Here is a 26,315-nt window from a genome sequence, read left to right on the forward strand (position 1 = left end):
GCTTACTCGCCCTCCGAGGTCTCGGCATCGTCCGCGGCATCCGCCGCATCGATAGCCTCGACGCCCTCATCCGCAGCATCGGCCACGTCAATGGCCTCAACGGCAACGTCCTCGCCAGCGTCCTCGAGCTCCTCGTACTCCGAGAAGTCCTCAGCGCCCTCAAAGTCAAAGGCGCGCTGGCAAATGCGGACCTCGTCGCCCGCACGGCAACCGGCCTTCTCGAGCGCGTCGTCAACACCCATACGCGCAAACTTATGCTGCAGGTAGATGACGGCTTCCTCGTTTTCCCAGTCGGTCTGGATGACCATGCGCTCGATGGCACGACCGACCACGCGGAAGGCACCGGGCTCTTCCTGGACAATGCGGAACCGCTTCTCGCGCTGCAGACGGCGGCGCTCCCACTCCTCGTCGCGAAGATCGACAGGCTCATCGGAGACCGCCAGCTCGGCGCGAAGCTTAGCCACCTGCTCGCCTACGGCAAGCATCAGCGTATTGAGACCGGCACCCGTCACGGCGGACACGGCAAAGAACATATGGCCGTCGTCGAGTGCCGCACGCTTGAGGTCGGCAATCTTGTCGGCCGTGCCCGGCGCATCGCACTTGTTGGCGACGACGATCTGCGGACGCTCCGAAAGCTCGGCGCCATACTGCTCGAGCTCACGGTTGATGATACGGTAATCCTCAACCGGGTCGCGATCCTCAAACCCGCCCGTCATGTCAACGACATGCATGATGAGCGCCGTGCGCTCAATGTGGCGCAGGAACTGATGGCCCAGGCCCTTGCCCTCGCTTGCGCCCTCGATCAAACCAGGAACGTCGGCAACGACGTAAGAATACTCACCGGCACGCACCATGCCGAGGTTCGGCACGAGCGTTGTAAACGGATAGTCGGCGATCTTGGGACGGGCGGCACTCATGCGCGCGATAAGCGAGGACTTGCCCACCGAGGGGAAGCCCACGAGTGCGGCATCGGCCATAAGCTTCATCTCAAGCTCAATCCAGTGCTCCTCGGCCGGTTCGCCCAGCTGAGCGAACGCGGGCGCGCGGCGCACCGACGTCACAAAGTGCGTGTTGCCCAGGCCACCGGCACCGCCGGGCGCCACGACAACGCGCTCGCCATCGTGCACCAGATCGGCAATCTCGAACATCGGGGTCTGCGTCTCGGGGTCGAGCTCGCGCACCACGGTGCCCATGGGAACCTTCAGGATCAGGTCCTCGCCGCTCTTGCCGTTACGACGGGCACCCTGCCCGTGCGTGCCGCGTTCGGCGCGGAAGTGATGCTTAAAGCGGTAATCGATCAACGAAGACAGCTGAGCATCGGCCTGGATGACGACATTGCCGCCACGACCGCCGTCGCCGCCATCGGGGCCGCCCTTGGGGACAAATGCCTCGCGCCTAAACGACATGCATCCGGCTCCGCCGTCGCCGCCGCACACGTTAATGCGGCTGATATCGGTGAACTGTGACAACAGAATCGCCTCCTACAAAAAGAGGGAGACCCTTGAATCCTAAAACTCAAGTGCCTCCCACATATGTGCTCTATGAAGGGTGAATTACGCGTTCGCGAGCGGGCGTACGCTGACCCTGTGCTTGATACCCTTGTGGAACTCAACGGTACCGTCGACCAGCGCGAACAGCGTGTCGTCCTTGCCACGGCCAACGTTCTCACCCGGGTGGATGTGCGTGCCGTGCTGACGGACGAGAATCGTGCCCGTGGTTACCGTCTGGCCGGCATAGCGCTTCGTGCCAAGGCGCTGACCGCGGGAGTCACGGCCATTACGGGAGGAACCGAGTCCTTTTTTGTGTGCCATTGTGTATACCTACTCTTTCGTTACGAGTGTAATCTACTCGGCGACGGGAGCCTCGGCGACAGCCTCAGCCTCTGCCTTGACAGCCTTCTTGGCGCGGGAGGTAGCCTGAACCTTCACGATCTTCAGCTTGGTGAGCTGCTGACGGTGACCCTTCAGACGACGATAGCGCTTGCGCTTGTGGAACTTGAAGACCAGCTGCTTCTCGCCCTTGAACTGCTCAACGATCTGAGCGGTAACCTTGGCCTTGGCCAGCTTGTCGGGATCGGTGACGATCTTCTTACCATCGTTGAGGAAGATGACCGGCAGGGTGACCTTGTCGCCCTCATTGCCCTCGATCTTCTCGACGGTGATGACATCGTCGGTGGCGACCTTGTACTGCTTGCCGCCCGTGTTAACGATTGCGTACATGTTTACTTGCCCTTCATGCATCAGTTAGTGCAACAGCCGAATATAGTAGCAGGCGATAATACCCCCGTCAACGAGTATGTGGAGCAAATCCACAAGTTCGCACAGGTATGGGGCTGACGAGTCGGCTCTCGTCGTCCTCGCATGCTTGATTCTGACGCTCGACATCGTAGGAGCAGATGGTCACGAGGTCTTGCATACCGGTGGAAACAATAGGTGCATCGACGCCCGGGGTCAAGCCCTGCAACAAAACATCAGCAGCTGAAAGCAAAATCTCCGGACGCATAGAGCCCTCGTTGTCGGCATGGGTGTCGAGCATGAGCACCAGATGGTCCGGACGCTCCCCCGCCGTGAGCTCATAGCCCACGAGCGTGTGATCCAAATCCAAGCGCTTGCTCTTTTTGCCGCGCGCGTAGTCGATGCCATGGTCCGCGCGCAGCGTGTCGATCGCACGACGCACCTCGTCGGCGCTTACGGGCGCCTCGGGATCCAAGTGCAGGTCGATGCGATACGACAGACGCGTGAGTTGCGCCGTCAACGCCGGCGTGCGCACGTCGATGTACGCCGCCTCGATGGGCGCCAGATCGGCCGGAGACGCCGCAGCCAGGCGCCCAAACGCCTCGTCGAGCGCCACGAACTCGGTCATAAACAGGTCATACCACTCGCAGGTCGACGACGTACCCACCGGTAGCGCCGAAGAGAAGCCCACGCGCATGTGCGGAGAGAAGCCCTGCGTGACGGCATAGGGAAGCCCCGCACGGCGCACGATGCGCTCAATGGTATGGATTACTTCGAGATGGCCCAGGTACTTAAGGCGATCGCGCTTGCCATAGCGAACACGAAGTCTAAAGAGCGTGGGGTTGTCGGTCAGGCGCTCACTCATGCGCGATCACCCATCAATACATTCTTGGCGTGGAGCGTGGGGCAGATTCCGCAGCCGGTGCACGACGTGCGGGTGCAGTCGGGAGTCGTGACACCCTCGAGCGAGCGACGGTACTCGCGCTCGAGGAAGCCGCGCGTGCAGCCGGGGCTCACATGCTCCCACGGCAGACGCCAGTCCAACTCGTAGGGCAGGTGCACGAGCTCATTGAGGTCGACTCCGTTTTTGGCAGCAGCCTCCTTCCAGTTATCGAGCGAGAAATGCTCCACCCAGGCGTCAAAACGCGAGCCGGCACGCCAGGCATCGATGATGACGGGCGTCATGTCACGACCGGCGCGGGACAGCGCGGCCTCGATGAGCGAGGTCTCGGCATCGTGGTAATGCACGCGGACGGCACGGTTGCGAACGCTCGTGATAAGCAGCTTCTGGCGACGCTTGACGTCGTCGTAATCGAGTTGCGGGCACCACTGGAACGGCGTGGCAGCCTTGGGGATAAAGACCGAAACCGAGATCGACACCGAGATCGAGCCGCGACGAGCCTTGGGCACCACGGAACGACCGAGCTCCAGCACGTGATCGGCCAGATTGGCGATGGCCACGATGTCCTCGTCGCGCTCGCCGGGAAGGCCCATCATAAAGTAGAGCTTCATGCGGTTCCAGCCGGCCTCGAAGGCCGCCTTGGCCGCACGGTCCAGGTCCTCCTCGGTCACGTTCTTGTTAATGATGTCGCGCATGCGCTGGCTGCCGGCCTCGGGCGCGAACGTCAGGCCGCCCTTCTTTTCGCCGGCGACCGACTCGGCCATATCCACGCCAAACGAATCCAGGCGCTGCGAGGGAATGGACACGCGAATGCCCGTGTCTTCCAGACGGCGGTTAAGGCGACCGAGCACATCGCGGATGCAGGAGTGGTCGGTCGTCGAAAGCGAGGTAAGCGACACCTCGTCATAGCCGGTCTTTTCCAGGCCCTGGATCACCGATGACACGATCTGGTCGGCCGAGCGCTCGCGTACCGGGCGATACGTCATGCCTGCCTGGCAAAAACGGCAGCCGCGGGCGCAGCCACGCAAGATCTCGATAGACAGGCGATCGTGGACGAGCTGCGCATACGGCACGCACGACTGAGAAAGCGGATTGGTGGCACCAAAGTCCTCGACGACGCGCTTGTAGACTACCGGCGGGACGTCCTTGCCCTCGCGCGGCACGGTGTAGCCATGCGGCGAGCAGGGCTCGTCATGACGCACCTCATACAGGGATGGCACATAGGTGCCGGCGACCGTCGCGAGCTGCTCGACAATCTGAGCGCGCGAGACGCCCTCGTCGCGCAAGCGGCGATGCAGCTGGCAGATCTCGAGCAGCGACTCCTCGCCCTCGCCAATGAGGATGGCATCGAAGAATGCCGCGTACGGCTCGGGGTTATACACCGAGGGGCCACCGGCGACGATGATGGGATCGTCCTCGGTACGGTCGACAGCCAACAGCGGAATGCCAGCGAGATCGAGCGCTTCGAGGAAGTTCGTCACGGCCATCTCGTGCGGCACGTGCATGCCGACGATGTCGAACGAGGCCACGGGCGCTGCGCCCTCGAGCGACAGCAGCGGAATCCCCGCCTCGCGCATGGCATCGCCCATATCGGGCCACGGCACGTAGCCGCGCTCGCAGGAAATGCCCTCGGCCTGATTAAGGATGTTGTAGAGAATGGCGATGCCCTGGTTGGGCAGACCGACCTCATACACGTCCGGATAGATCATGCAGCAGCGATAGTCGGCATCGGCCTTTGAGAGCGTGCCCCACTCGTGGTCGATATAGCGACTCGGCTTTTCGACCTTGGCGAGCAACGGCTCGATCAGATGAAAACAGTCTTGGTATGGAACGCGCAAAAGAAACCCCTAAGCAGCGAGATCGGATGCGTCTTGGTAGGACGCCATAGGACGGGTAGCACCCGCGACCGTGGTCACCAGATCGCGAACGCGGGAGAACGTGGCAGTGACCACCTCGTTGGCACGGCTGTAGTCGACATCGCACTCGTAAAGCGAAACGAGCGCACGGCCCATGCCATAGGTGCCCGCGGCAGCAGTGAGCGCCTTGACGGCAAACCCAATATGCGGCGTCTGCTTGACGAGTGCGCGGGTGACCGCGCGGATCACAAGACCGCCGGCAAGCACGCCCGCGACCTCATAGCCGCGCTCAGGCTTAATGCCGCGTCCAAAGACGGCAGCGAGCTCAAAGAGCATGCCCACCTGCGCCAGCGCCATAACGGGATAATCGGCACCCGGCAAAAACACCAGCGCACCGGTCGCCATATTGGTGAGCGCACACGAGGTGATGATACGATTGGCCGCCGCGATGCGCATAAAGGCAAAGTTCGCCGCAAAAGCCGTTTCCTTTTCGGTGCGATCGAGAATCCAGCGGGCAAGCGTCTCGAGCAGATACGTCTTATCGGTTGCCGCCACCACGCCGAGCATAGGCGTGGACTCCTCGATAAACGGCACCTCCACAGCAGACTCGGCAAGCACGCACACGGGGGCGCCGGCGATCACGAGCTCCTGCACGGCACTCTCCAAGCGGTCGGAGCCGCACGAGAGCACCAGCACCACATCGGTATCGGTCTTTGGAGCAATTCGCTCCTCCCCCAGACGCTCGACGCGCACAATGCCCGAGGTCGTCTGCGGTACAAAGGCGTCACGCACCGTCTCGGCCAGAAAGCGCGAGGCGGACGAATCCAAATAGACCGAGACGCGCACCGGCGTATCGGAATCCTTCTTAACGGACGCGCCCATCTTAAAAGCGCGGGTCAGCTTATCTACGGGAATTTTCATAGCAAACCCCTCCAGCGGTTACGCGGCGCCCGAACGATGCCGCCATATGGATTGTACGATACCCACCGTCAGCAGCTGAATCATCATCGAAGACGAACCGAAGCTAATAAACGGTAGCGGAATACCGGTAATCGGCATCATGCCGATGCACATGCCGATGTTTTCGAAGGTCTGGAACGCCCACATGCCAACGATGCCCACACACGATAGGCGCAAGAACAGCGACTCACACTTAAAGGCGACGCGAATCGTCGAAAAGATCAGCAGCACGTAGAGGCACAGGAGCAAAAAGGAACCGCAAAAGCCAAAGGTCTCGGACAGGAAGGCGAAGACGAAGTCGGTGTGGAACTCGGGCAGAAAGCCGCCGGCCGACTGCGTCGCATGGCCCAAACCCTTACCAAAGAAGCCGCCCGAGCCAACGGCGATAAGCGACTGCTGCAGGTTGTAGGCATCGTCCGAATCGGCATTATCGGGGTCGATAAAGACCGTCAGACGGTTCATCTGATACTGCTTGATGAGCACATCGTGGCCGAGCAACGAATCAAAGACCGAATCGAGCGCCAGGACGAGGGCCACCAGGCCCACGAGCAGGGCCAGGGTCGACAGCACCCATTCGCGGCGTGCACCGCTCATGCAGATGACGATGGCGCCCGAGACCAGCACGACCAGGCCCGAGCCCAGGTCGCCCATGGCGACGACGGCCAAAAACGGAATGGACAGCATGCCGCAGAGCTTGACGTAGTCGCGAACGGTATCGATGCGGCCGTTATACTGCGAGCCAAGCGTGGCGATAAAGAAGATGGTGATGAGCTTGGCAAGCTCAACCGGCTGGAATGTCAAGCCGATACCGGGAATCTTGATCCAGCCCGTCATGCCCAGACCGCCCGTATAGGACAGGCCCGGAATCTTGGGCGAGAAGATCACAATAAGGTCAATGACGAGCAGCGCCGTCGAGAAGTTAGAGATGCCGCGCAGATCGGTACGCCAGACGAGCACCGCAAGCACCGCGCCAATGCCAATGCCCAGCAGGTGGCGCGAGAATGAGGCGTCGGCCTTAAACTGTGACGCCGACCAAATAATGATGGCGCCATAGGCAACGAGCGCGACGGTAGCCAGCAGCACACCGATATGCACCTTTTGGCGAAACGTACCGCGCGAGGCCGAAAGTTGCTTGTTGACGCGGTCCAGGCTGCTGCGAGAGCCGGTCTTGGTTGAACGGAACAGATCCGCCGGAGAAAAATCCATCGCAACCTCCTATCGAACCGAAGAATCGCCCGAGGCCGAAGAGGTATCGGGCTCGTCATAAATCGCGCCGAGCACGTCGCGCACGACATGCATCGCGGTATCTGAGCCACCGCCGCCCTGCTCCAGGACAGTAGCGATGACATACTTGGGATCATCGGCCGGCGCATAGGCGCAGAACCACGCGTATTCGTCCTCGCCGCTTTTCTCGCCCGTGCCCGACTTGCCGTATACCTGCGGCGTCAGGGTGCCAAAGTGAGCCGCCAGGGACGTCGATGCCGTGTAAATCACGTCGTGCATGCCGTTGCGAACAAGAGCCAAATCCGAATCGCTGTTGATCTTGGCCTCCAGGCGCTTCTTCTTGCCTTTGCCGTTGTACTTATAGGCATCGCCGTCGCCATCGCGCGACACGGCAGACAAAAACACGTGAGGCACGTACTGCTTACCGCCGTTGGCAAGGCCCATGTAGGCGCATGCCATCTGCAAAGGCGTCACCAAAATGTCGCCCTGGCCGATGGCAATGTTGGTCATATCGCCGGCATTCCACTTGCGGTCCTCGGCAGAGGCGTCGGTAAAGTACGACTCTTTCCACTCGGCATCGGGAATACGGCCCGCGCCCTCACTCGGCAAATCGATACCGCAGGTCTTGCCTAGGCCCCAGCGACGAAAGACCTCCTGCAGGCCCTCGGAATGTTGCTCGTCATAAAAGAACGCCTTGCCCATATCGTAGAAGACGGGGTCGCACGAGTTGGCAATACCCGACTGCAGCGTCATGGTGCCGTGTCCAGACGTCAGCCAGCAGCGCTTGCCCCAAGCCTTGCCCAAGCCCGTCCAATAGCCCGTGCAGTTGGTTGTCTGCGTTGAAGTGTAGGTTCCAAACTCAAGACCGGCCAGTGCCGAGAGCGGCTTGATGGTCGAGGCCGACATGTACTGTCCGCTAATGGCGCGGTTGAGCAGCGGGTGTGAACCCTTGTCATCATTGAGCTCGGTCCACACGTCATTTGAGACGCCGCCGATAAAGACGGACGGATCGAACTTGGGCTCGCTCGCCATGCCCAGGATCTCACCATTGTTGGGATCGAGGCACACCACAGCGCCGTTGCCGGCATTGCTGTAGCCGGTGGTCTTGGCAAGCTCGATGGCGCTCGCCAGCGCCGTCTCACAGGCCTGTTGGATCTTGAGGTCGAGCGTGAGCTTAATGTCGGAGCCGGCCTTGGCGGGCACGGCGCCGGCCTGACCGGTCACATTGCCCGAGGCATCGACCTTGACGGTCTGCTCGCCACGAATACCCTGCAGCAGGTTTTCGTAGTAGCTCTCAACACCCGCCTGGCCCACGATATCGCCCGACTGGTACGTAATCTTGCCAGCAGAAGCATCATCATCGCCAGAGGTTTTCTTATTCTGGGCCTCGAGCTGCTCGGAGGTAATGGTGCCGGTATAGCCCAAGATATGGCATGCCGTCTCGCCATATGGATACTGGCGCTCGGTACGCTCGGCAATCTTGACGCCCGGGAACTCGCCGGCGTGCTCCTGAATATAGGCAACCGTGGAGCGACGGACGTCCGTCGCGATGGTATGCAGGCTCTGAGCGCCCTCGGAATTGTCCTGAATATTGCGCAGAACCGCCACGTAGGGCATACCGAGCACGTTGGCAAGATGGCGAACCAGAACCTCATCCTCGGCAAGGTCGCGGTAGGCCACGACAGCAAGTGAGGGACGGTTCTGGACAAGTGCCACGCCATTGCGGTCGAGGATGCGGCCGCGCACAGCGGGTGTGGTAACGGTGCGCGTCTGATTGCTATTAGCCTGCTTTTCGTAATAGTCCGACGAGACCATCTGCATGCCCCACAGCTTGACGGCAAGCGCCGCGAACATCGCGCCCACACCCGTGGTGAGGATGGAGAAGCGGCCCTTAAAGGCGGTCGCCGCGGTATTGCCCTCGCCCTCGGTGGCGCGCGGGGCCGTTCCATGCTGCGTATCGTAGGTAAAACGGGAATCGCCGCGACGCATGATGACCAGCGCGACCACGATGGCCACAACCAGCACGATACCGGCGATAATAACCGTCATCTGGGAAGACATCTACGAGCCTCCCCTATTTGAGCTTACGGGTCTTGGGCTTAAAGCGCATGCCCGTCTGGCGTCCGCCACGTGCGGAGAATCCATAACCGGACTGCGGCACGACGCCGGACATCAAAAACGGAATGGCAACCAAACCCGTCAGGATCGAAGACGGCAGCGCATGGCCGAAGATCGCCACGACAAAGCTCGTCTCCAAACCCATAAACAGCAAGATGATGCTGTAGATCACATTAATGACGAGCGCGAAGGCACCCACAGTGATGCCGCGCGCACTCGGGGTACCGCCCGTCTGACCGGCGGCGCTATGCACCAGGGCAAAAGAACCCACGGTCAGCAGGAGCGACATAACGCCCACCGGCACGGCAGCGGAAAGGTCATAGAACAAGCCGCTGCAAAAACCGCACACGACGGCACGGGTCGGGTCGCCCGAGAACACGCTTATGCACACCAGGATAATCATAAAGTTGACGCGACCGCCCGCAATGGAGATCTGCGGTGCCAGGCCTGCCTGCAGCAGCACGCACACGATGGCGGCGATTACAAACGTACGGGAGCTCATCCCCTGCTCGTGTAGATCCATGGACATGCCCCCCTATTCGCTCGAGCCGGAATCGGTCGTCTCGGACGTGTCGGAACCGTCATCCGAGCTCTCGTCCTTCGTCTTGGTCGCAGCATCGCGCGACGTTCCCTGCGGCGTGCTATTAGCGGTGCTCACGTCCTCATCCGAGGCCGACTGTTCGTCGGTCAGCGAGGTGATGACCAGCACTTCCTCGTTGTTCTCGGCCGTCGTCTGGGCGCGCACCACAATGGTGTAGTACACGTCGTTAGCCGATTTCTCAACAGACGAGACGGTGCCGAGCGGTAGACCCTTGGGGAACACACCGCCAATGCCCGAGGTCACGATGATGTCGCCAACCTTAACGTCGGAATCGACGCTCACGTACTCAAGACGCAGCGTGCCGTCAGCCTGACCCTGCAGCATGCCCTGGGCGCGCGTGTCCTGCACCATAGCGGACACGCCCGAGTTCTCATCGCCAATCAGGCGCACGGTGGACGTCTTGGCCGAGACCTCGATAATCTGGCCTATGACACCGGCAGAACTCGTCACAGGCATGTTGATGGTAAGACCGTCGGCAGAACCCTTATCGATGGTGACGGTCGAGGTCCAGGCATCGCCCGAAGCGCCGACGATACGAGCTGCGGTTGATTTGAGGTTGTAGGTCGACTGCAGGCCGACCAGCCCCTCCAGTCGCTCGGCGGTCTTTTGAGCCTCGGAGAGCTCGGCAACCTTAGAGGTCAGTTCCTCGTTTTGCTTCTTAAGCTCGTCAAGCGTGTCCTGCGACGCCGTAAGGTTAGAGAACACGTTTCCGATCGCATTGAAGGGAGCCGCCACAGCCGAGCCCACAAAGCGCACCGGCGAGGTAATCGTCGTCACGCCCGAGCGCACGGCATGAATCGGTCCTGCCTCGCCCTCCCGGATGTAAAACGTGAGCAGCAACACCGAAATCAGGCTGAAAACAATCAACGGGCGCATACCCGTTGATTGTCGCTTGGTATTCAGATTTGTGGAGAAACCCGAAGATCGTGCCAAATGGAATCCACCTTTTGGAAATTAAGCATTGGTCTGGACGAAGCCGCCATCAAACGCATTGGCCTCGAGCACGCGGGCACAGCCGTTAACAACGTTATCGAGCGCCGTGGGGCTGACGTTGACCGAAACGCCGGTCTCATCGCGCAGGCGCACATCGAGACCGCGCAGCAGCGCGCCGCCACCGGTCAGCAAAATGCCATAGTACATAAGGTCCGAGGCAAGATCGGGAGGCGTGGCGTCGAGTGCGTCCTTGACGGCCTTGGCCATCTCGTCGAGCGGCTTGTTGAGTGCGCGACGAATCTCCTCGCTCTCGATGCGCACGGTCTTGGGCAGACCGGTGATCACGTCGCGGCCGTTGACCTCGACGTCGAGCTCATCCTTGAGCGGCACGGCGGAGCCGACCTTGATCTTGATGTCCTCTGCCGTACGCTCGCCGATGGCCAGGTTGTAGGCATCACGAACGTGCGTGAGGATGGCCTGATCGAACTCGTCGCCGGCAATACGGATGGACTGCGAGACGACGATGCCGCCCATAGCGATAACGGCAACCTCGGTGGTACCGCCACCGATGTCGATGACCATGGAGCCGGTGGGTTCCTCGACGGGCAGGTCGGCGCCGATGGCAGCCGCCATGGGCTCTTCGATCAGATAGGCCTGGCGGGCACCGGCCTGGATCGTGGCCTCAAAGACAGCGCGCTTCTCGACCGACGTGACACCGGAGGGAACGCAGACGACAACACGCGGACGCGGAGTCCACGGATAGCGCTTCTCGGACGCCTTGTCGATAAAGTAGCGAAGCATGGCCTCGGTAACATCGAAGTCGGCGATGACGCCGTCCTTCAGGGGACGAACGGCCACGATGTTGCCGGGCGTACGGCCGAGCATGCGCTTTGCCTCGATACCGACCGCCAAGATGCGCTCGTCGTTCTTGTCGATGGCGACAACAGAGGGCTCGCGAATGACGATGCCCTTGCCGCGCACGGAGACAAGCGTATTGGCGGTGCCGAGGTCGATGGCAAGATCGCCCGCATAGCTACCGAAGAACATATCCATCAAAGAAAACAACGCAACTCCTGATGTGTTGGATGATTGCTGGAAAACTACTAGCTCATCATACTAGCGCAAGCCCGGCGCCTCACTTGCGGTGAAGCGCCGGGCAAAGCTAAATCCCATAAGGTCACTACTGGTTGTCAGCAGCCGAGAAATCCATATCAAGCGAAGAAACGGCCCAGCCGATATGGTTGTCGGAGCGCACGAATTTGACGGTGTACTCCTGCTCGCCGCCCTTGGACAGCGATGCCTTCACCTTGGCGGTCGTCTCGGTCATGGACTGATCCATGCCCTCGACGGACACGGTGGCACCCTGCGGAATCGAGGAGATGATCATCGACTTAGCGTCCTCGGACAGGCTCGAGGCCAGGCAAGACTCGGCCTTTGCGGCGTCACCGTCGCCGGCAGCCTGGAACAGATCGGTAACGACAGACTCCTGAGACGGGAAGCCAAAGCCGCGCGTGTAGGCAAAGCCCAGACCGCCCGCGGCGATCAAAATGAGCAGAAGCAGCACGATGAAGACTTTAAGACCCGTGTGGCGATGGCGACGACGGACCTTGGCCTGCTTACGATCCTGACGGTCCTGCTGGACCATCTCGGACTCGGACAGCGTAAAGAAGCCGGTGTCCGAGGGATCGGGCATAAACTGACCGGTCGCGCCCGTAGGATCGAGCGGATCGACGGCAGGAGCGTCCATCGCGGGCGCCGGAGCCGTGGCCATAGCCGTCTGGGCAGACAGCGCGGCAAGCGAATCGTGCACGCGGGCAAGCTCATCGGCCTGCTCGGAGGTGAGCTGGTAGATGCCATCGGCAGTAGCGGCGTTAAAGGCGTCGAGTGCGTCGGAGGGACGGCCGGCGGCAGAAAGCGCCTGACCCATGCCGGCGTTGAGCGCACGCGTGTCGTCGCGGGGGCCGGCAAAGTCGATAGCCGTGCGGTAGGTCTCCACGGCATCCGCCGGACGGCCGAGCTTAATGAAGCAACGACCGAGCTCGCCGAGTGCGGCGGCAGGAGCCGGATTGGCGCCGTCGATGGCAGCCTGACGGAAGGCGGTTCCTGCGTTGGCATAGTCGCCCGACTGGAACAGCGCATTGCCCAGGCCCAGATAGGCCTTGAACGGCGTGGCATAGGAAGCATCCTGCGTAGCAGCAGAGAACGCCTGAGCGGCCGTCGTGTAGTCGCCCACGGCGGCAAGCGCCTTGCCGCGGTTGGTGAGCAGCGCGCCGCGCTTGCCGTAGGTGCCGTCGTTGAGGGCGGCGGCATAGGCCTCGGCGGCCTCGGCATACATGCCCAGGTGCATCAAGGCGTTGCCACGAAGGTGATCTGCCTCGCCCATAATCTCATCGGGAGTCTTTGCCGCCCCAAGCATCTGGGCTGCAGCGGAAAAATCACCCGCGCGGTAAGCGGCGCGGCCCTGTTGGATCAGCTGGCTATTCAAGGAAGTCCCCTTTACTCGTGAACGATCTCGACATGGACGATCTCGTCGCCGGCACGCAGCTGCGAAATCACATCGAGACCCTCGACCGTGGTACCAAAGACGGTGTAACCGGAATCGAGGTTATGCTGGGCGCCCAGGCAGAAGTAGAACTGCGAACCCGCGGAATCGGGGTCCATGGAGCGTGCCATGGCAAGGGCGCCATCGACATGGCTGTTGCGCGGATTGGTGGCGAACTCGCCCTTGATGCAGTAGCCGGGGCCACCGGTACCGGGCATGCCGTCGGGGCCCTCAAGACCGGCGGCGACGTCGGCGCCGGACATGTCGCGGGTATTGGGGTCGCCACCTTGGATAACAAAACCGGGCACATAGCGATGGAACTTAAGGCCATCATAGAAACCCATCGTGGAAAGCTCGCAGAAGTTCGCGACATGAATGGGAGCGCCCTCGCCGTCAAACTTGACCTTGATGGTACCCTTCGACGTCTCGATTACGGCGCACTCGTCGCCGACAAGCTGATACTCGGGCGTGTAGAGCTCTTTCTTAAAACCAAACATGTGGTTCCTTCCTCGTGCGTTTAAAGCATATTTGTACGAATTGTAGCAATAAGCACGGGCTTACATCAATTGCGTACGTAGGTTATGCCGACTATGGCGAACTAGTTTTAGGAACGCTGCTGCGGCTTCCAGGAACCCACATTGGCATCGTACTGGTTCAGCGCGCTATTGCCGCCCTGCGCGATGGGCGCCAGGATCTCGCTTTGGTGGGAACTCATCGACTCGCCATCGGGAATGGCCAGCGAAATATCCCAGCTCTGGCAGATCACGTCGACGCGCTCATACATCCACTCGGCAAGCTGCTTTAAGTGGGCGATGTCATCCGCATAGACCGAATCGTCCTGGTACTTAAGGTTGTTGAGCTCATCTTGCGTCTTTTTGATCTGGTCGCGCAGGGCGTAGGCACTCTGCGACAGCTCCTGACGGGTGGACAGCGGCGTTCGGAGATAGCCGTTGTTAAAGGAATCGATGACCTCGCCGATCTGGTCTTCGTCAGCGTAGGACACGATGGTCTGATACAGACCGTCGAGCCTGGTATAGAGCTGATCATCGGTGAGCACGGTTTCTTCCTGGACCACCTCGGCAGAATCGCCCTGCTTGGTATCGTCCTCAGTCGCCTCGCCCTTTTGGCGCGTGGGGAAGGTGGTTTGTGCAGCTTGGCCAAACTGGTCGTAGAAGCCGGGCATAACACCCATGGGATCGGTCGTCACGAACCAATAGGCACCGCCGCAAACGACGGCAAGGACCGCGATGACGATAAGCGGCTTGGGAATATGACGCTTGTGCTTGTGATAGGCGTCCTCGTCGGGGTGCACCTTGCGCTTGGGTTTTTGAGCATCGTCATGCAGGGAAACGGGCATGGGAATATCGACCTTGGGGATACCGAAATCCTTATCGAAAGCCGGCAGCACGCAGGTCTCATTGGGGTCGGCGGCGTCCGAAAGCACCGCAGCGGCAGAGGCCGGCGCATGCGGCACCTCGGTATCGATCTGCTCTTGCGTTAGGCGCGGAAAGCCCGCCGTGCGGCCCGCTGCCAGGTCGGATGCGGCCGCGTCCTCGGAGAGGATACCCGGAGCGGGGCGTCCGCATTTGGGGCACGTACGATCATGCGGAGAAAGACGGGCACCGCAGCCCTCACAGAACACGAATTCGGTGTGCTCGGGACCATCGCCCGGACCCACATAGGCGTTGCAGTAGGGGCAGAACGAGGCGCCGTCCTCGATGGTCTTAAGGCAATGCGGACAGATCACGGCATCCTCTTTTCGAAGCAATTCAAACAATCGAGGTTAGAGCATAACATCGCCAAGGCCCCACAGGAGCAAGGCACCAATTCAACATCGCCAGGGCGCGTAGTTACTTCTTCTTTTTGCTCGGCATCGAGACTTTGAAGCCTTGGGCGGACTTGGTTACGCGGGAGCGCTTGACTCCGGTACTCTTCTTTTTCTTGGGCTGGGCCTGGGCCACGCCCTCGAGTGCGCGGGCCTCGGCCTCACGAACGGTGCGAGCTTTGCGGCGCTGCGCCATGTCGGCGGCGACGCGCTTGGCAAAACGCTCCGCCGTCGAACCCGTCGAGCTCACCTTGCCGCCACCGCGACCCAAGCGGACGCGCACACCGCGGCCAAAACCAGTTGCGGCATGACGACGACGCGGCTTGAGCGAATCCATCATCGTGGCGAGCTTAAAGAACACCGAGCAGGTGATGACCACGATGACAGCCAAGATAACCATCTGGCCCATCGACAGGTTGGCAATAGACAGCAGCTCTGGGAATCCGATAACGCCCACCAGGATGCCGGCGACTACAAACACATAGAGCACCACACGTAAGGGCGTGAGAGGCTGCGAGATGCGCCAGATCAGGCTGACGCTCGCCGCGCACGACGTAAGCAGGCACATCGTAGACAGCGTAAGCTGGCTAAAGCCAAACACGCGCGCCACAAAGATATCGAGCGCCGCAGCCAAAATGACCGCAATCGACGCCGGCAGTGCCCGCTTGAGCACGTTCGTCAGGAACGACCCCTTCACGCGAGCATTGTTGGGCTCCAAGCCCAACACAAAGCCCGGCGCGCCGATGCAGAAGAAGTTGATGAGCGTCATCTGGATGGGCTCGAAGGGGTACGGCGGCAGCGCGATGCACAGCGCCGCCAGGCCCATCGAGAACAGCGTCTTGGTCAGGAACAGCGAGGCCGAACGCTGCAGGTTGTTGATGGAGCGACGGCCCTCGGCCACCACGGCGGGCATCGAGGCAAAGTCGTTGTCAACGAGTACGATCTCGGCCACGTTGCGCGCGGCATCGGAGCCGGCTGCCATGGCCACGGAGCAGTCGGCCTCCTTGAGCGCCAGCACGTCGTTGACGCCGTCGCCCGTCATGGCCACGGTGTGCTCGCGGCGCTTGAGCGCTTGCACGAGCTCGCGCTTCTGCTGCGGGGTCACACGACCAAAGACATGGTAGCGGTCCACTGCGGCATCGAGCTTGGCCGGCGTATCGAGCGTCGTGGCGTCCACATAAGCGTCCGCCCCCGGCACGCCCACCACACGCGCGATCGACGACACCGTACGCGGGTCGTCTCCACTGATCACATTGAGGGTCACGCCCTGCTCGTTAAAGTAGCCGATGGTCTCGGCCGCCGAGGTACGGATCTCGTCGCGTATGGTCACAAAGCCCACGGGCTCGGCCTCGCCCACCATATCGCCATCGGGCGTAAAGCCGTCAACGCGCGCCACCACGAGCACGCGGCAGGTATCGGCAAGCTCGGCGACACGGTTCTCGACCTGGGCAAACGCACGATCAGAGAGCACAAACTGCGCCGCACCCATCACATATGAGCCCTGTGCAAACGACGCGCCGCTCCACTTTTTGGAAGACGAGAACGGAATGACCGACAGCGGCTCGGACACCTCGACCGGACGGTCGGCGTAATAGTTGAGCAGCGCCTGACAGGTCTCGTTGGCATCGGCCGAGGTCGCACGTGCGACGTTAGCCAGCGCAAAATCGAGCACCGTGGTATCGACGGGAACGGCGGCGTCGCCCTCCCCCGCACCCATACCCTCGACCGGCAGCGGATAGGTACCCTCGACCTCCATGCGGCCCGACGTGATGGTGCCCGTCTTGTCCAGGCACAGCACGTCGACGCGCGCGAGCGTCTCAATGCAGTAGAGCTGCTGCGCGAGTACCTTGCGGCGGGCCAGGCGCACCGTGGCGATGGCGAGCACCGACGAGGTCAGCAGCACCAGGCCTTGCGGGATCATGCCCAGCAGGGCGCCCACCGTGGACAGCAGCGCCGACGAAGGCACATGACCAGCCAACAGCTCGGAGAAGCACCACGAAAGCGCGCTATTGCCTGGGGTTCCCGCGGCATCCCACAGCTCGCTCACGCTCGAGGCAAACAACGCCAAACCGAGCGGGATCATGATGATGCTCGCAAAGCGCACGATGGCGTTAAGCGCGTTCATGATCTCGGAATTGACCTTTTTGACGTACTTGGCCTCGTTATTAATTTTGGCCACGTAGTTGTCGGCGCCGACATGGATCACGCGGGCGCGCAGCAGACCCGAGTCGATAAAGCTGCCGCTCATGAGCTCGGAACCGGGCTGTTTCTTAATAAGATCGCTCTCGCCCGTCAGCAGGCTCTCGTTCACGAGCGCCTCGCCCGAAACCACCACGGCGTCAGCGGGGATCTGGTCGCCGCGCCCCAGGCGGATGATGTCGTCGAGCACGATCTGGTCCAGGTCGAGCTCCACCTCGGAGCCGTCGCGCACCGCGATGGCCTTCTTGGAGGTCAGCAGCGTGAGCTTATCGACCATCTTCTTGGAACGCATGGACTGAATGACGCCAATAGCGGTATTGAGGAACACCACGAACAGGAACGTCAGATTCTTAAACGAACCGGTCAAAATGACCAGGAACGCAAAGATCACGTTGATCAAATTGAACAGCGTGCAGAGGTTCTCGATGATGAGCTCTTTGACCGACTTGGTCTTGAGCTCCATGTTGCGGTTGATCTTACCGGCGGCGATGCGCTCCTCGACCTCGGCGGTCGAGAGTCCGCGCTCGATATCCGTTGCTGCCATACCACGTCCCATCACGTCGCGTCGGTATAAGAAAAACCGCCCGGACCATGCGAGGTTCGGACGGTCTCACGTTCGATGGTGCCCCATGTTGGATTCGAACCAACGGCCTTCTGCTCCGGAGGCAGACGCTCTAATCCCCTGAGCTAATAGGGCCAACGTTTGGCATTATACCCAAGTGCACCACGGGCTATCAAAATAAAAGAAAAAGCTTTGCAATTCCGAGGAAGACGCGGCTCAACGGCCCACTTTAGAAGGCAAAAGCGAGTCAGATAGTATAAACTCTCATGCACCATATGTACACGGCTCGCAATGCGGGCCGTTTTTGCAAGGGTTATCCATCGAGGTGAGAGGCACACCATGATTGCAATTTTAAAAGAGAGCGCCAGCGACGAGGCCGTCAGCCATATCGTCAGCTGGATTGAGAAAAAGGGCCTGAAGACCGATGTCTCGCGCGGCGAGAATGAGACGATCATCGGCCTGGTGGGCGATACGACCAAGATCGACCCGTTCCTGCTCGAGTCCATGGATGTCGTCGAGCGCGTGCAGCGCGTCTCCGAGCCGTTCAAGCGCGCCAACCGCAAGTTCCACCCCGAGGACTCCGTCATCGACTGCGGCCACGGCGTCAAGATCGGCGGCGACCAGTTCCAGGTCATCGCCGGCCCGTGCTCCGTCGAGGGCGAGAACCTCATCCGCATCGCCCGCCGCGTGAAGGCAGCCGGCGCCACGATGCTGCGCGGCGGCGCCTACAAGCCCCGCACTTCCCCGTACGCCTACCAGGGCATGGGCCCCGCCGGTCTGGACCTGCTGTGCGAGGCATCCGCCGAGCTCGACATGCCGATCGTCACCGAGATCATGGACCCGCGCGACGTGCAGGTCTTCCTCGACAAGAAGATTGACGTCATGCAGATCGGCGCCCGCAACGCCCAGAATTTCCCCCTGCTCAAGGAGGTCGGCAAGACGCAGACCCCGGTTCTGCTCAAGCGCGGCATGTCCGGCACCGTCGACGAGCTGCTCATGGCTGCCGAGTACATCATGAGCGAGGGCAACGACAACGTCATCCTGTGTGAGCGCGGTATCCGCACCTTCGAGACCCGCACCCGCAACACCTTCGACCTCAACGCCGTGCCGGTGCTCCACCACCTGTCGCACCTGCCCGTCGTTGCCGACCCCAGCCACGCCACCGGCTACACCCGCTACGTTGAGCCTATGGCGCTCGCGGCGACCGCCTGCGGCGCCAACGGTCTGGAGATCGAGGTCCACGACGACCCGAGCCATGCTTGGTCCGACGGCGCTCAGGCCCTCACCCCCGACCAGTTCGACGACACCATGCGCCGCATCCGCGCCATCCGCGAGGTCGTCTGCCAAGAGACCGTTCAGGAGTAGCCCATGGGCACGGTGAGAAACGCACGCGTTAACCAGGGTGGCCCCAAGTGCGCCGGCATCGTGGGCCTGGGCCTCATCGGCGGCAGTTTTGCCCGCGGCTATGCGCAGGCGGGCGTCCGTGTGCTGGCCTGGGACCCCGATGACGACGTCATGACGGCCGCCAGCATGGGCACCGTTGCCGGCGAGCTCAACGACGAGACGCTCGGCGAATGCGACATCATCGTCCTGGCATGCTACCCCGAGGCCTGCATCGAGTGGCTCGAGGCGCACGCCCAGGCACTCGCCGACGCCACCGACACCGAGGCCATCATGGGCCCCGTGGTGATCGACACCGTAGGCGTCAAGGGCATCGTGTGCGAGCGCGCCTTTGAGCTTGCCCGCGAGCACGGTTTTTACTTTGTGGGCGCGCACCCCATGGCGGGCACGCAGTTCTCGGGCTACGCGCATTCCCGCGCCGACCTGTTCCAGGACGCACCGCTCGTGCTTGTACCGCCCGCAGTGGACGACGCACTCAAGCTGGAGCTTTTGGGCCAGGTGCGCGAGATGGTACGTCCCCTGGGCTTTGGCAAGTTCAGCGTAACGAGCGCCGCCGAGCACGACCGCGTCATCGCCTTTACGAGCCAGCTCGCGCACGTCGTCTCCAACGCCTATGTTAAGAGCCCGACCGCTCAGGTCCACCACGGCTTTTCGGCCGGCAGCTACCGCGACCTCACCCGCGTGGCACACCTCAATCCTCAGATGTGGTCCGAGCTCATGATCGACGACGCCGATGCGCTCGCCTTCGAGATCGACCATCTGATCGAATCGCTTGGCGCCTACAGCCGTGCGCTCAAGGACCGCGACCAGCGCTATCTGGAGAATCTCCTTGCCGAGGGCGACCGCATTAAGCGCGCACTCGACGACGAGGCCTCCCACTAGACAACCCATCACGCCAGGTCGAAAGGACCGAAGCTTATGGCGATTACCATCGATATCGACACTGCACGCCCCTACCAGGTGCATGTTGGCACGTTTTTGCTGGAGCAGGCGGGACCGCTCGTGCGTGCCACTGCCGGCGGCACCAAGGCCGTCATCGTGACGGACACCAACGTGGGCCCGCTCTACCAGATGCCCGTTAAGCAGAGCCTGGAGGCGTCAGGCTACGAGGTGAGCATCTGCACCTTCGAGGCCGGCGAGGCCCATAAGCGCGCCGAAACCTATGTTGCCATTTTGGAGTTTGTGGCCGAGCACGAGCTTTCGCGCTCCGACGTGATCGTGGCACTCGGCGGCGGCGTCGTGGGCGACGTGGCGGGCTTTGTGGCCGCCACCTACATGCGCGGCTGCAAGTTTGTGCAGATCCCCACGAGCCTGCTCGCCATGGTGGATTCGTCGGTGGGCGGCAAGACCGCCATAGACCTGGCTGCCGGCAAGAACCTGGCCGGCGCCTTTTGGCAGCCGAGCGTGGTTATTGCCGACGTGGGGTGCCTGGCCACCCTCACGCCCGAGCAGTTCGCCGACGGCTGCGGCGAGGTCGTCAAGCACGCCGTAATCGCCGACCCGGAGCTTTTCGCCGAGCTGGAGAAGACCCCGCTCACGCTGGAGCTGCTCAACCAGGACGTGGCTCGCGTGGCGCTTATCATTGCCCGCAATATCGACATCAAGCGCGCCGTGGTCGTCGCCGACGAGCGCGAAACCAACCAGCGCAAGCTCCTCAATTTTGGACACAGCGCCGGGCACGCCGTCGAGGCCTGCGAGCACTTTGAGCTCGGACACGGCAACTGCGTTTCAATCGGCATGGGCATCATCACGCGCGCCGCGGCCCTGCACGGCATTTGCGATGCTGCACTGCCCGATCGTATTGAGGAACTCTGCGCCCGCCATGGCCTCAAGACCCGCTGCGACCTAGATGCCGATACCGTCTTTGCCGAGGCGCTCCACGACAAGAAGCGCGCGGGTGACACCATCGATCTAGTGATTCCGCACGGCATTGGCCGCTGCAGCATCGACCGCACACCGCTTTCCACTTTCCACGAACTCATTGCCGAGGGCCTCGGCCAGAAGGGAGACGCATCCGCATGCTAGCCCGCATCACCCCGTCCCCGCTCAAGGGCACCGTTCCCGCCATCGCGTCCAAGTCGATGGCGCATCGCCTGATCATCTGCGCTGCGCTTGCCAACGGCGAGACACACGTCACCTGCAACACCACCTGCGCCGACATCGAGGCTACGGTGCGCTGCCTTACGGCCCTGGGTGCTCGCATCGAGACCGTCGAGGACGGCTTCCAGGTCCACCCCACCATGAAGAGTGTTGAGTTTGGCCTGCTCAAGGCCCTTGCCGGCAGCACGCTTGACTGCGGTGAAAGTGGATCCACGCTCCGCTTTATGTTGCCCGTCGCCTGCGCGCTGGGCGCAGAAGCAACTTTTGTGGGTCAGGGGCGCTTGGGCGCCCGCCCGCTCTCCCCGCTCTCGGACGAGATCATCGCCGCCGGCTGCGACCTACAGGGTCTGGGCGGTTTTCCGCTCAAGACGAGCGGCCGCATGCGCCCGGGCACCTTTGTGCTTCCGGGCAACGTGAGCTCGCAGTACATCTCGGGCCTGCTGCTGGCAGCCCCGCTGCTGGCCCAGCCCTCCTGCGTGCAGGTAACCGGCCTCATCGAGAGCCGCCCCTACATCAACCTGACGATACAGGCCATGAAGGCCTTTGGCGTCGAGGTCAACGTCGAGCGCATTCCGGCCAAGGACGGCCAGCCCGAGGTCACGAACTTCCGCGTGAGCAGTGGCTCGTACCGCACGCCCGGCAGCGTGGCCGTCGAGGGCGACTGGTCCAACGCCGCCTTTTGGCTGTGCGCCGGCGCCATCGGTACCGACCCAATCACCGTCGAGGGCGTGTCGCTAAGCTCCGCACAGGGCGACCGTAACGTGCTTGCCGCGCTTTCGCGCTTTGGCGCCCGCATCGTGCGCTCCACCAACGCCGCCACCGTGCAGTCCGACAAGCTCGCCGGCTTTGAGATGAGTGCCCACGACATTCCGGACCTGGTGCCCGTCATCTCGGCCGTGGCCTCGCTGGCACAGGGCCGCACCTTTATCCGCGATTGTGCCCGTCTGCGCATCAAGGAATCCGACCGCTTGGTCACCACCACCCGCGAGCTCACCGCGCTGGGCGCGCAGGTGCGCATTGCCGGCGACGACCTCATCATCAAGGGCGTCGACGCCTTTACCGGCGGCGAGGTCGATTCGCACAACGACCATCGCATCGCCATGATGGCCGCTATCGCCGCGAGCCGCGCCACCGGCGAGGTCGTGATCCACGGTGCCGAGGCCGTCAACAAGTCCTATCCCGATTTCTTCGACCACTACCGCCTGCTGGGCGGCAAGGTCACACTCGAGGAGGAATAGCATGTCCTCGACCTTTGGCAACGTCTTGCACTTAAGCATCTTCGGCCAGTCGCACTCCCCCGCCATCGGCTGCTCCCTCGATGGCATCCCGGCGGGCATCGCTGTTGACCAGGAGCGGCTGCAGGCCTTCCTTGACCGTCGTGCCCCCGGTCGCGACGAGACCGCGACCAAACGCCGCGAGGCCGACGCCGCCCACATCATCGCCGGTGTGGTCGATGGACATACCACGGGAGCACCCATCGCCGCGATTATCGAGAACACCAACACGCGCTCAAAGGACTATTCCGAGCTGCGCCGCAAGCCCCGCCCCGGACACGCGGATTTTCCGGCGCGCGTGAAGTATCACAACATGCACGATGTCGCTGGTGGCGGGCATTTCTCCGGCCGCCTGACGGCACCCCTGTGTATCGCCGGCGGCATTGCGCTGCAGGCACTCGAGGCCCGCGGCATTAACGTGATGGCGCACGTCGCGCAGATCGGCGGCATCTCCGACCTGCCGATGGACGATATGGTCTATCGCGAGGCCGACCGCAAGGCGATCCTAACGAACGATCTTCCTTGCATTGACGCCGCCGCAGCCGGCCGCATGCGTGAGGAGATCCTAGCCGCGCGCGACGAACTCGACAGCATCGGCGGCATCGTGGAGTGCGGCATTTACGGGCTTCCCGCAGGCATCGGCGACCCCATGTTCGACGGCATCGAGAACCGCATCGCGCAGATCGCGTTTGGCATTCCCGCCGTAAAGGGCGTGGAGTTTGGCATGGGCTTTGCCGTGGCCGCCATGCGCGGCAGCGAGAACAATGATCCGTATCGCATCGATGCCGAGACCGGCGAGATCGAGGTCGAGTCCAACAACGCCGGCGGCATCCTGGGCGGTATTTCGACCGGCGCGCCCGTCATGTGGCGCATGGCCGTAAAGCCGACGCCCTCCATTGGCCGCGAGCAGCAGACGGTGGACATGGACGCTATGGAAAATGCCGAGCTCTCGGTCCACGGCCGCCACGATCCCTGCATCGTCCCCCGAGCTGTCCCCGTAGCCGAGGCAGCCGCCGCCCTTGCCATCTGGGACGCCCTCCTCGAAGACGCCGCCCAGCGCTAACTACCCACCCCTCAACATCCCCCGACACGTGAAAGGGGTCTCCATGGACCTTGCTGACATCCGCCAGGCCATCGATGGCATCGACACCACGCTCCTCAACAGCTTTGTCGAGCGCATGGACATTGCCACCGAGGTCGCCAAGTCAAAAATCGAGATGGGCAAGGCCGTCTTTGACCCCGCCCGAGAGCGCTCCAAACTCAACAACCTCGCCAGCCGCGCACCCGAGCGCTACGAGGCCCAGACCATCACCCTGTTCCGTCTCCTCATGAGCATGAGCAAGGCCGAGCAGCAGCGCTACATCAACGAACTCAAGGGCATCACCGTCTCGCAAAAGGTCCACGCCACGGCTGCAGCCTCCGACGCGCCCTTCCCTCAAACGGCCACCGTTGCCTGCCAGGGAGTGGAAGGCGCCTATAGCCAGATCGCCGCGTGCAAGCTCTTCGACGTGCCCGACATCGCGTTTTTCGAGACCTTCGAAGGCGTTATGCGCGCCGTGCGCGACGGCTTCTGCGAGTTTGGCGTACTGCCCATCGAGAACTCCACCGCCGGCTCGGTCAACGCCGTCTACGACCTGCTCGCCCAGTTCGACTTTCACATCGTGCGCTCGCTGCGCCTCAAGATCGACCACAACCTGCTCGTCAAGCCCGGCACCAAGCTCCAGGACGTGCACGAGGTCTACAGCCATGGCCAAGCCATTGCCCAGTGCGCCAGTTTTATCGAGGCGCACGACCTGCACGCCATCAAGTACCCCAACACGGCCATGTCGGCCGAGATGGTCGCCAGCTCCGAGCGCACCGATGTTGCTGCCATCGCATCGCGCAGCTGCGCGGCACTCTATGGCCTGGAGGTGCTGGAACCCAACATCCAGGACTCGGACAACAACTACACGCGCTTTGTCGTCATCAGCCGCGAGCCGCGCGTCTACCCCGGCGCCAACCGCACCTCACTCATGATCACCACGGCCAACGAGCCGGGTGCCCTCTATCGCGTACTCGAGCGCTTCTACGCACTCAATATCAACCTCATCAAGCTCGAGAGCCGCCCCATCTCCGGTCGCGACTTTGAGTTTATGTTCTACTTTGACCTGGACTGCCCCTTTGGCAGCAAGGCTCTCGACGACCTGCTCGATTCCATCGACGACGTGTGCGAGAGCTTTACCTACTTTGGCAGCTACACGGAGGTGCTCTAGATGACCGATACCGCCGCAACCCGCCCCTACGGCGTGCTGGGCCGCGTGCTGGGCCACAGCTACACCCCGACCATCTACAAAGAGCTCGCTGGGCTCGAGTACGTGCGATTTGAGCGCGAGCCCGAGGACCTCGCGGCCTTTATGACGGGCGACGAGTGGGAGGGCACCAACGTGACTATCCCCTACAAGCGCGCCGTCATGGAGTACCTGGACGAGCTGAGCCCGCTCGCCGAGCGCATGGGCAACGTCAACACCATCACGCGCCTGGCCGACGGACGTCTGCGCGGCGACAACACCGACTACTTCGGCTTTCGGTGCCTGGTCGAGGAGCTGGGGGTTGATGTTGCCGGCAAGAAGGCCCTCGTGCTCGGAGCCACCGGCGGCGCTGGCACCACGGCAAGTATGGTGCTGGGAGACCTGGGCGCCATCGTTGTGCCCGTGGGTCGCACGAGCGAGGTCAACTACGGCAATATCGCACAGCAGTCCGACGCCGCGCTGCTCGTCAACTGCACGCCTGCCGGCATGTTCCCCCACTGCCCCGACGCCCCTTGCACGCTCGAAGGACTCGATGCACTCGAAGGCGTTATCGACATCGTCTACAACCCCGCTCGCACGGGACTCATGCTCGAGGCCGAGCGCCGCGGCATCCCTTGCATCGGCGGCCTGCTGATGCTCGTGGCCCAAGCGGCACAGGCCGTCGAGCGCTATGCCGGCCAGGTCACCCCGCGCGAGCGCATTCTGGACGTAACGGAGCGCCTGTCACGCCGCGAGCAGAACATCGCGCTGATCGGTATGCCGGGTTCGGGCAAGACCCGCGTGGGTGAGCAGATTGCCCTGCTCACAGGTCGCGAGCACATCGATCTGGACCGCGCCCTCGAGGAGCGCCTGGGCATGCCCTGCGCCGACTTTATCGTCGAGCGCAGCGAGGCGGCCTTCCGCGAACAGGAGACGACGGCGCTGGCCGACATCTCCAAGCGCAGCGGCCTGGTGCTCTCCACCGGTGGCGGCGTGGTCACGCGCGACGAGAACTATCCGCTGCTGCACCAGAACAGCCAGATCGTGATGCTCAACCGCAAGCTCGACGAGCTCGCCCACAAGGGCCGCCCCATCACCGCCCGCGACGGAATCGATAAGCTGGCTGAACAGCGCATGCCGCGCTACCGCGCCTGGGCCGACTACATCATCGACTCACGCGACTGCGCCGCCAACACCGCGGCTACCGTCCTCGACACCCTTCCACCAGCCCTCTAGCAAAAACCACCACAAAGGGGACAGTGCACCTTTGAGGTGGTTTTCCGTTCCGCCTCACCGCCCGCCCAACCGCAAAGGAAAC

The 26,315-nt window shown here is 62.2% G+C and carries 22 protein-coding genes and 1 tRNA gene; 7 read left to right on the forward strand and 16 right to left on the reverse strand.

All coding sequences use genetic code 11. The features are described 5' to 3' along the window. Window positions 1-2 precede the first annotated feature (2 nt). From obgE to DXC79_RS04395, 16 genes are all read right to left on the reverse strand, one after another. On the reverse strand, window positions 3-1,469 hold the full coding sequence (gene obgE / locus DXC79_RS04320; RefSeq protein ID WP_192934567.1) for a GTPase ObgE: 1,467 nt from the start codon (window positions 1,467-1,469) through the stop codon (window positions 3-5). Between the two features lie 84 nt (window positions 1,470-1,553). Then, a complete protein-coding gene (gene rpmA / locus DXC79_RS04325) occupies window positions 1,554-1,811 on the reverse strand; it encodes a 50S ribosomal protein L27 (RefSeq protein WP_006236075.1) in 258 nt (85 codons plus the stop codon). 33 nt (window positions 1,812-1,844) lie between these two features. Continuing rightward, window positions 1,845-2,219 (reverse strand): 50S ribosomal protein L21, encoded by a 375-nt coding sequence (gene rplU, locus DXC79_RS04330; protein ID WP_035138585.1) that lies wholly within the window; start codon window positions 2,217-2,219, stop codon window positions 1,845-1,847. Between the two features lie 67 nt (window positions 2,220-2,286). Then, entirely contained in the window at window positions 2,287-3,099 is an 813-nt protein-coding gene (locus DXC79_RS04335) for a TIGR03936 family radical SAM-associated protein (protein ID WP_117635280.1), read from the reverse strand. Continuing rightward, entirely contained in the window at window positions 3,096-4,973 is a 1,878-nt protein-coding gene (locus tag DXC79_RS04340) for a TIGR03960 family B12-binding radical SAM protein (RefSeq protein WP_117635281.1), read from the reverse strand. The genes DXC79_RS04335 and DXC79_RS04340 overlap by 4 nt, the downstream gene beginning before the upstream one ends. A gap of 9 nt (window positions 4,974-4,982) precedes the next feature. After that, entirely contained in the window at window positions 4,983-5,912 is a 930-nt protein-coding gene (locus DXC79_RS04345) for a YcjF family protein (protein WP_117635282.1), read from the reverse strand. An 18-nt stretch (window positions 5,913-5,930) separates the two neighbouring features. Continuing rightward, complete coding sequence (locus DXC79_RS04350; protein WP_055249988.1) at window positions 5,931-7,157, reverse strand: FtsW/RodA/SpoVE family cell cycle protein; 1,227 nt, start codon at window positions 7,155-7,157, stop codon at window positions 5,931-5,933. A gap of 9 nt (window positions 7,158-7,166) precedes the next feature. After that, entirely contained in the window at window positions 7,167-9,236 is a 2,070-nt protein-coding gene (gene mrdA / locus DXC79_RS04355; protein ID WP_117635283.1) for a penicillin-binding protein 2, read from the reverse strand. 13 nt (window positions 9,237-9,249) lie between these two features. Beyond that, a complete protein-coding gene (locus DXC79_RS04360; RefSeq protein WP_117635284.1) occupies window positions 9,250-9,816 on the reverse strand; it encodes a hypothetical protein in 567 nt (188 codons plus the stop codon). A gap of 12 nt (window positions 9,817-9,828) precedes the next feature. After that, window positions 9,829-10,770 (reverse strand): rod shape-determining protein MreC, encoded by a 942-nt coding sequence (gene mreC, locus DXC79_RS04365; protein WP_117635285.1) that lies wholly within the window; start codon window positions 10,768-10,770, stop codon window positions 9,829-9,831. 78 nt (window positions 10,771-10,848) lie between these two features. Next, window positions 10,849-11,880, reverse strand: a complete 1,032-nt coding sequence (locus DXC79_RS04370) for a rod shape-determining protein (protein ID WP_006236061.1) — start codon at window positions 11,878-11,880, stop codon at window positions 10,849-10,851. A gap of 127 nt (window positions 11,881-12,007) precedes the next feature. Continuing rightward, a complete protein-coding gene (locus DXC79_RS04375) occupies window positions 12,008-13,312 on the reverse strand; it encodes a tetratricopeptide repeat protein (RefSeq protein ID WP_231500813.1) in 1,305 nt (434 codons plus the stop codon). 11 nt (window positions 13,313-13,323) lie between these two features. Next, a complete protein-coding gene (locus tag DXC79_RS04380) occupies window positions 13,324-13,866 on the reverse strand; it encodes a peptidylprolyl isomerase (RefSeq protein ID WP_055249980.1) in 543 nt (180 codons plus the stop codon). Between the two features lie 107 nt (window positions 13,867-13,973). Then, a complete protein-coding gene (locus DXC79_RS04385; protein ID WP_158550965.1) occupies window positions 13,974-15,116 on the reverse strand; it encodes a zinc ribbon domain-containing protein in 1,143 nt (380 codons plus the stop codon). A 103-nt stretch (window positions 15,117-15,219) separates the two neighbouring features. After that, on the reverse strand, window positions 15,220-17,937 hold the full coding sequence (locus tag DXC79_RS04390; protein WP_117635287.1) for an HAD-IC family P-type ATPase: 2,718 nt from the start codon (window positions 17,935-17,937) through the stop codon (window positions 15,220-15,222). 76 nt (window positions 17,938-18,013) lie between these two features. Then, a tRNA-Arg gene (locus DXC79_RS04395) sits at window positions 18,014-18,090 on the reverse strand. 204 nt (window positions 18,091-18,294) lie between these two features. On the opposite strand from DXC79_RS04395, the gene aroF reads away from it, so the two are divergent. From aroF to DXC79_RS04430, 7 genes are read left to right on the forward strand one after another with little or no spacing between them, the layout of a single operon-like run. Then, on the forward strand, window positions 18,295-19,320 hold the full coding sequence (gene aroF, locus DXC79_RS04400; RefSeq protein WP_117635288.1) for a 3-deoxy-7-phosphoheptulonate synthase: 1,026 nt from the start codon (window positions 18,295-18,297) through the stop codon (window positions 19,318-19,320). Window positions 19,321-19,323: 3 nt separating this feature from the next. Then, entirely contained in the window at window positions 19,324-20,238 is a 915-nt protein-coding gene (locus tag DXC79_RS04405; protein ID WP_117635289.1) for a prephenate dehydrogenase/arogenate dehydrogenase family protein, read from the forward strand. A gap of 36 nt (window positions 20,239-20,274) precedes the next feature. Continuing rightward, window positions 20,275-21,381 (forward strand): 3-dehydroquinate synthase, encoded by a 1,107-nt coding sequence (gene aroB / locus DXC79_RS04410; protein WP_117635290.1) that lies wholly within the window; start codon window positions 20,275-20,277, stop codon window positions 21,379-21,381. Next, window positions 21,375-22,694: a 3-phosphoshikimate 1-carboxyvinyltransferase gene (gene aroA / locus DXC79_RS04415; RefSeq protein WP_117635291.1), complete on the forward strand. Its 1,320-nt coding sequence runs from the start codon at window positions 21,375-21,377 to the stop codon at window positions 22,692-22,694. Before aroB ends, aroA begins: the two co-directional genes overlap by 7 nt. A 1-nt stretch (window position 22,695) precedes the next feature. After that, window positions 22,696-23,793, forward strand: coding sequence for a chorismate synthase (gene aroC, locus DXC79_RS04420; RefSeq protein WP_117635292.1), 1,098 nt, complete (start codon window positions 22,696-22,698; stop codon window positions 23,791-23,793). A gap of 43 nt (window positions 23,794-23,836) precedes the next feature. Then, complete coding sequence (gene pheA / locus DXC79_RS04425) at window positions 23,837-24,982, forward strand: prephenate dehydratase (protein WP_117635293.1); 1,146 nt, start codon at window positions 23,837-23,839, stop codon at window positions 24,980-24,982. Further along, entirely contained in the window at window positions 24,983-26,233 is a 1,251-nt protein-coding gene (locus DXC79_RS04430; protein ID WP_117635294.1) for a shikimate kinase, read from the forward strand. Window positions 26,234-26,315 lie beyond the last annotated feature (82 nt).

It is taken from the genome of Collinsella sp. TF08-11AT (assembly GCF_003437035.1).
Classification (GTDB): domain Bacteria; phylum Actinomycetota; class Coriobacteriia; order Coriobacteriales; family Coriobacteriaceae; genus Collinsella.

Bases quoted from the DNA above. Each gene is read 5' to 3' on its own strand.
- rpmA (WP_006236075.1), bottom strand. From the start codon at position 1,811: ATGGCACACAAAAAAGGACTCGGTTCCTCCCGTAATGGCCGTGACTCC.
- rplU (WP_035138585.1), bottom strand. From the start codon at position 2,219: ATGTACGCAATCGTTAACACGGGCGGCAAGCAGTACAAGGTCGCCACC.
- DXC79_RS04335 (WP_117635280.1), bottom strand. From the start codon at position 3,099: ATGAGTGAGCGCCTGACCGACAACCCCACGCTCTTTAGACTTCGTGTT.
- DXC79_RS04345 (WP_117635282.1), bottom strand. From the start codon at position 5,912: ATGAAAATTCCCGTAGATAAGCTGACCCGCGCTTTTAAGATGGGCGCG.
- DXC79_RS04350 (WP_055249988.1), bottom strand. From the start codon at position 7,157: ATGGATTTTTCTCCGGCGGATCTGTTCCGTTCAACCAAGACCGGCTCT.
- mrdA (WP_117635283.1), bottom strand. From the start codon at position 9,236: ATGTCTTCCCAGATGACGGTTATTATCGCCGGTATCGTGCTGGTTGTG.
- DXC79_RS04360 (WP_117635284.1), bottom strand. From the start codon at position 9,816: ATGGATCTACACGAGCAGGGGATGAGCTCCCGTACGTTTGTAATCGCC.
- mreC (WP_117635285.1), bottom strand. From the start codon at position 10,770: ATGCGCCCGTTGATTGTTTTCAGCCTGATTTCGGTGTTGCTGCTCACG.
- DXC79_RS04370 (WP_006236061.1), bottom strand. From the start codon at position 11,880: ATGGATATGTTCTTCGGTAGCTATGCGGGCGATCTTGCCATCGACCTC.
- DXC79_RS04380 (WP_055249980.1), bottom strand. From the start codon at position 13,866: ATGTTTGGTTTTAAGAAAGAGCTCTACACGCCCGAGTATCAGCTTGTC.
- DXC79_RS04390 (WP_117635287.1), bottom strand. From the start codon at position 17,937: ATGGCAGCAACGGATATCGAGCGCGGACTCTCGACCGCCGAGGTCGAG.
- aroF (WP_117635288.1), top strand. From the start codon at position 18,295: ATGATTGCAATTTTAAAAGAGAGCGCCAGCGACGAGGCCGTCAGCCAT.
- DXC79_RS04405 (WP_117635289.1), top strand. From the start codon at position 19,324: ATGGGCACGGTGAGAAACGCACGCGTTAACCAGGGTGGCCCCAAGTGC.
- aroB (WP_117635290.1), top strand. From the start codon at position 20,275: ATGGCGATTACCATCGATATCGACACTGCACGCCCCTACCAGGTGCAT.
- aroA (WP_117635291.1), top strand. From the start codon at position 21,375: ATGCTAGCCCGCATCACCCCGTCCCCGCTCAAGGGCACCGTTCCCGCC.
- aroC (WP_117635292.1), top strand. From the start codon at position 22,696: ATGTCCTCGACCTTTGGCAACGTCTTGCACTTAAGCATCTTCGGCCAG.
- pheA (WP_117635293.1), top strand. From the start codon at position 23,837: ATGGACCTTGCTGACATCCGCCAGGCCATCGATGGCATCGACACCACG.
- DXC79_RS04430 (WP_117635294.1), top strand. From the start codon at position 24,983: ATGACCGATACCGCCGCAACCCGCCCCTACGGCGTGCTGGGCCGCGTG.